This is a genomic window from Mesorhizobium sp. M7D.F.Ca.US.004.03.1.1, from assembly GCF_003998635.1.
In the GTDB taxonomy this organism is placed as follows: domain Bacteria; phylum Pseudomonadota; class Alphaproteobacteria; order Rhizobiales; family Rhizobiaceae; genus Mesorhizobium; species Mesorhizobium loti.
In genome coordinates this window covers 1-4,369 of record NZ_RZQG01000510.1, presented here as the reverse complement: position 1 = coordinate 4,369, position 4,369 = coordinate 1, and the positions used below count along the sequence as shown (strand labels likewise).

Genomic DNA, 4,369 nt, shown 5'->3' with positions numbered 1-4,369 from the left:
TCTGGTCGTAGCGCTTGTATTCGCCAAAATACTTGGTGATCGCCGCCGTCAGCGACGTCTTGCCATGGTCGACGTGGCCAATCGTGCCGATGTTCACGTGAGGCTTGTTACGCTCGAATTTACCTTTTGCCATAGTCTCTTTCCTTGGACGGCCTGGACCTTCAGTTCAGTCGAATGCGGGGCGATTAGCGACAAAGGCCAAAAAACACAAGCGTCTTTTGGCTGGGTGCCGTGTCACTCAGTCCGAACCATCGATCCGATTGCGGGGATGTGGCGCTGATATAGGAAGGCCGGAGACGAAATGAAATGGGTGACAGACCGATGCATCGAAGCCGCGATAGCGCGGCCTTGCTTGCCCGCCCTGTCTGATTCAAGGCCAGGCCATGGCCCATTGCGGTCGTAACCGGGGTCTGATGTTGTGACCGAATGCATTTCATCCCTGCCTCCATCCGCGGCCCGCTGTTCATGATCGTCTCGACGGGGTCGTATCTCGTCAACGACACGATGATGAAGCTCGCGACGGCGGGCTTGCCGCCCTATGAAGTGCTGTTTCTGCGCGGCGTGGCGGCAGCACTCTGGGGCTTCCCGCTGTTGTTCGCGCTGGGCTACGGCAAGCAGATCCCGCTGATCTTCGACAAGCGCGTGCTGCACAGGAACCTGCTCGAGATGGCAGCGATCCTTTGCTATGTCGTGGCGCTCGCCAACATGCAGATCGCGGATTCCACCGCGCTCGGACAGATCACGCCGCTCTTGATGCTGGTCGGCTCCTCGATCCTGTTTGGCGAGCGGATCGGAGGCCAGCGCATGGCGCTGATCGGGCTTGGCTTCATCGGCGCGCTGATGGTGGCGCAGCCGACCATGCAAGGCATTTCGGTCTACGCGCTGCTGGCGCTCGGCAACGCCGCGCTTGCGGCGGCGCGCGACCTTGCCGGCAGACGGGTCGCGGCCGAAGTGCCGGGCATGATCGTGGCGATTTCCGCCGTCGTGGTGGTGCTGATCGGCGCCGGTGCCGCGCATCTGGTTTCCGAGCGCTGGGTCGTGCCCGGGACGCATCACCTGCTGCTGATGGCCGGCGCTGGATTTTTCCTGATCTTCGGCCACTTCTTCATCTTCATGGCCTATCGCGTCGGGCCGACCAGCGCCGTGGCACCGTTCTACTATTGCTTCACCGTCTGGGCGGTCATTTCAGGCCTGCTGGTGTTCGGGCAATTCCCCAACACGCTGGCGGTCTGCGGTATCCTGCTGGTTGTCGGCAGCGGGCTGACCATCGTGTCGTTGGATCAGCGCCAGCGCCGGCTGGCCGTCGTCGCATAGCCTCACCACCCAAGCAGGCGCTCACGCACGAGTTGTTGCCGAGCCGAAAAAGATTGTCCAACCGGCAAAGACCCGTCGAATCGACGACGGCATGATCAATCAGGGGAGTTCCCATGACCGATTTTGACCAGAACAAGAACTCCGACGCCGAGCACAAGGCCGCTATCCGCAAGTCGCTTGTCGGCTGGGCGGTGTTCATCGCGGGAACGCTGATCTTCTTCGCCGCCGCCGACACGGTGTTGATGCCATAGGCGAGCCGCTGCTGGGTATGCCGGCCTTGAGCCGTTCTCCTCGCCTCCCAGCAGCAATAGTTCGAAACTTCAGACGATCCAGCTAGCGCCTAAAGCGTCCGCTTTGCGCTGAACTGATGGTAAGCCCACAGGACGACCACCGCGCCAACCACCGCGACGATCAGGCTGTAGATGTTGAGGCCGGTGACGCCCGACGCGCCGAAGGCACTGAAGATCAGGCCGCCGACAATGGCGCCGACGATGCCGAGCACGATATCCATGATCATGCCCTGGCCGGTCTTGTTGACGATCTTGCTGCCGATGAAGCCGGCGACCACGCCGAGAATGATCCAGCTGATGATACCCATTTTTTTCCTCTCCATCCCCCGCCAGCCGGACATTTTCATATGATTGTCAAAACCTCAAGCCAGCTTGAAATTCCGCCCGAATGCTCCATTGTTGAGCAGGGTCGGGCTTGGTCGCTATGGAGGATCCACTATGGGACTTTTTGACAATGCCGTTCCCGGCGGCAACATCACCAAACCACTGATGATCGCGCTCGGCGCATTGCTGGTCGGAAAAATGCTGAGCGGCAGAAGTGCCGAACAGCCCGAGCAGTCTCCCGCTCCTGCTCCAACCGGCCCCGCCCCGACGGAAACCACGTCCGCCGATGGCGGCCTGGTTGGCGGATTGGGCGGCCTGCTCGACAAGCTCAGAAATGCCGGCCATGGCAATGCCGCGGATTCCTGGGTCGGCACCGGCCAAAACCAGCCGATCAACGCCAATGATCTCGGCACTGCAATCGGACCGCAGATCATACGCGAGATCGCGCAACGGACCGGAATGGACGAGCAGGAACTGCTCAAGCAACTGTCCACGGCCTTGCCCGGCATCGTCGACAAGCTGACGCCGAACGGCCAGGTGCCGCAGCAGCACCAGGTCGCATCCGCGTTCAACAGCTAGCGCGTCGCGGACACCGCGATTGGAGCACTGCGCCTGGTGCGCGGTGTTTCGGTTTGCCGGGGATGAGTGTCTGGAGCGGGTAGCGGGAATCGAACCCGCATATTCAGCTTGGAAGGCTGCTGCTCTACCACTGAGCTATACCCGCGCCGTTCCTGAAGTACCGGATTCACCCGAAAAGCGCCATGCACTTTTCGGTCCGATTCTTTTCGCGTTTCAGGGCTTCCGGGCCGGCAGTGGTGGAGAGGGTTGGATTCGAACCAACGTAAGCTAAGCTAACGGATTTACAGTCCGTCCCCTTTAACCACTCGGGCACCTCTCCAGTCTGCCGCCGGAGCCATGCAACGAGGCATTCGCGCCAATCCGGACCCGAGTTATGTGTTCTCCGAAACCAGCGCAGCGCCTTATGGCGGCAAGCCCATTGGGTGTCAACCGCGCAACAAGGGTTTTTCGATGTTGTTCGCCGGCTGCGACGACGGGCCATATCCATGGCCGGAGGACACGGCTATAGAAGCCAGCCATGAGCGATAAAACCAACACTCCCAAAGACACCCATTACGCCAAGCTGCGCCGCGCCTATCGCGACGAGAAAAGCGGCGGCGCGCCGGCGTTCAGGCCCCGACAGCCGGTTCCGCCGGGCGAAAATGCCGCGGACGGCCTGGTGCGGCTCTATGGCCTGCACACGGTGCGCGCCGCACTCGACAATCCGCGCCGCAAGATCAGAAGGATGCTGGTGACGCGCAACGCGGCCGAGCGCCTGGAAATCGCCGATCTCGCCGCCCTGCCCTTCAAGACGGAACTGGTCGAACCCAGGGACATCGACAAGATCACCGGATCGGACGCCGTGCATCAGGGTGTGCTGATCGAGGCCGAGCCGCTGAAACCGAAGCGGCTTGACGCTCTTGGCGATGCAAAGCTGGTTCTGGTGCTCGATCAGGTCACCGACCCGCACAATGTCGGCGCCATCCTGCGCTCGGCGGTCGCCTTTGGCGCTGGCGCGCTGATCACCACGGCCCGCCACAGCCCGCAGGAATCGGGTGTGCTGGCGAAATCCGCCTCCGGTGCGCTGGAGCACATCGATCAGATCGAGGTGAAGAACCTCGCCGACGCGCTCGGCCAGCTGCACGAGGCCGGCTTCCGCACCATCGGGCTTGATTCGGACGCACCTGCGGAACTCGAAAAGAGCTTTGCCGGAGAAAAGATCGCGCTGGTGCTGGGCGCCGAAGGCAAGGGCCTGCGCCAGAAGACACGCGAAACGGTGACGACTCTGGCGCGGCTCGACATGCCCGGCGCGATCCATTCGCTCAACGTGTCGAATGCCGCGGCGATCAGCCTTTACGTGGCGCGGACATTTTTGAAGCGCGGCTGAGCCAGAAACAGCAGAAACATCTCGAAACGAGAAACGGGTTCCAGCGACAGACGCCGGAACCCGTTCTTCGATGGGCCAAGAGTTGGCGGCTTGGGAACGTTGCGCCGCCCTCTCCCGACCTATGCCGCTTTGCCCCGGGTGTCGGCTGCCTCGCTGCCGACCTCGAAATTGGCCATCCGCTCCAGCGCCCTGACCAGCGCCGAATGATCCTCCTTGGCGCCGCCATTGGCCGCGCAGGAATTGAAAAGCTGCTGCGTGGTGGACGTGTTGGGCAGCGACACGCCCAGCGCCTTCGCGCCCTCCAGCGCGAGGTTCAAATCCTTCTGGTGCAGTTCGATGCGGAAACCCGGCGCGAAGGTGCGCTTGACCATGCGCTCGCCATGCACTTCCAGAATGCGCGACGCCGCCAGGCCGCCCATCAGCGCCTGCCGGACCTTGGCCGGATCGGCGCCGGCTTTCGATGCAAAAACAAGCGCTTCGGCGACGGCTTCAATGG

The 4,369-nt window shown here is 62.2% G+C and carries 7 protein-coding genes and 2 tRNA genes; 4 read left to right on the top strand and 5 right to left on the bottom strand.

The annotated features are described in order from the left end of the window. Positions 1-133 (bottom strand): GTP-binding protein (locus EN935_RS24135; protein WP_245261238.1); only part of this gene is annotated, 133 nt, incomplete at its 3' end. A 293-nt stretch (positions 134-426) separates the two neighbouring features. On the opposite strand from EN935_RS24135, the gene EN935_RS24130 reads away from it, so the two are divergent. Together EN935_RS24130 and EN935_RS40890 are read left to right on the top strand one after the other, a co-directional pair. After that, complete coding sequence (locus EN935_RS24130; RefSeq protein ID WP_127266242.1) at positions 427-1,314, top strand: DMT family transporter; 888 nt, start codon at positions 427-429, stop codon at positions 1,312-1,314. Positions 1,315-1,427: 113 nt separating this feature from the next. Further along, positions 1,428-1,565 (top strand): hypothetical protein, encoded by a 138-nt coding sequence (locus EN935_RS40890; protein ID WP_164757902.1) that lies wholly within the window; start codon positions 1,428-1,430, stop codon positions 1,563-1,565. An 89-nt stretch (positions 1,566-1,654) separates the two neighbouring features. Here the strand turns inward: EN935_RS40890 and EN935_RS24125 are convergent, their stop codons facing one another. After that, positions 1,655-1,912, bottom strand: a complete 258-nt coding sequence (locus EN935_RS24125) for a GlsB/YeaQ/YmgE family stress response membrane protein (RefSeq protein ID WP_109671668.1) — start codon at positions 1,910-1,912, stop codon at positions 1,655-1,657. Positions 1,913-2,042: 130 nt separating this feature from the next. Between EN935_RS24125 and EN935_RS24120 the strand changes: the two genes are divergently transcribed. Continuing rightward, a complete protein-coding gene (locus tag EN935_RS24120; RefSeq protein WP_109671669.1) occupies positions 2,043-2,507 on the top strand; it encodes a YidB family protein in 465 nt (154 codons plus the stop codon). Between the two features lie 71 nt (positions 2,508-2,578). Here EN935_RS24120 and EN935_RS24115 read toward each other — a convergent pair. Both EN935_RS24115 and EN935_RS24110 read right to left on the bottom strand, forming a co-directional pair. Then, positions 2,579-2,652 (bottom strand) — tRNA-Gly (locus EN935_RS24115). A gap of 89 nt (positions 2,653-2,741) precedes the next feature. Then, a tRNA-Tyr gene (locus tag EN935_RS24110) sits at positions 2,742-2,826 on the bottom strand. 198 nt (positions 2,827-3,024) lie between these two features. On the opposite strand from EN935_RS24110, the gene EN935_RS24105 reads away from it, so the two are divergent. Then, on the top strand, positions 3,025-3,873 hold the full coding sequence (locus tag EN935_RS24105) for an RNA methyltransferase (protein WP_126069220.1): 849 nt from the start codon (positions 3,025-3,027) through the stop codon (positions 3,871-3,873). A gap of 119 nt (positions 3,874-3,992) precedes the next feature. On the opposite strand, the gene EN935_RS24100 is transcribed toward EN935_RS24105, so the two are convergent. Further along, positions 3,993-4,369, bottom strand: a 377-nt coding sequence (locus tag EN935_RS24100) for an NAD-binding protein (RefSeq protein ID WP_164771303.1), incomplete at its 5' end; no start/stop codon positions are given.

Bases quoted from the DNA above. Each gene is read 5' to 3' on its own strand.
- EN935_RS24125 (WP_109671668.1), bottom strand. From the start codon at position 1,912: ATGGGTATCATCAGCTGGATCATTCTCGGCGTGGTCGCCGGCTTCATC.
- EN935_RS24120 (WP_109671669.1), top strand. From the start codon at position 2,043: ATGGGACTTTTTGACAATGCCGTTCCCGGCGGCAACATCACCAAACCA.
- EN935_RS40890 (WP_164757902.1), top strand. From the start codon at position 1,428: ATGACCGATTTTGACCAGAACAAGAACTCCGACGCCGAGCACAAGGCC.
- EN935_RS24130 (WP_127266242.1), top strand. From the start codon at position 427: ATGCATTTCATCCCTGCCTCCATCCGCGGCCCGCTGTTCATGATCGTC.
- EN935_RS24105 (WP_126069220.1), top strand. From the start codon at position 3,025: ATGAGCGATAAAACCAACACTCCCAAAGACACCCATTACGCCAAGCTG.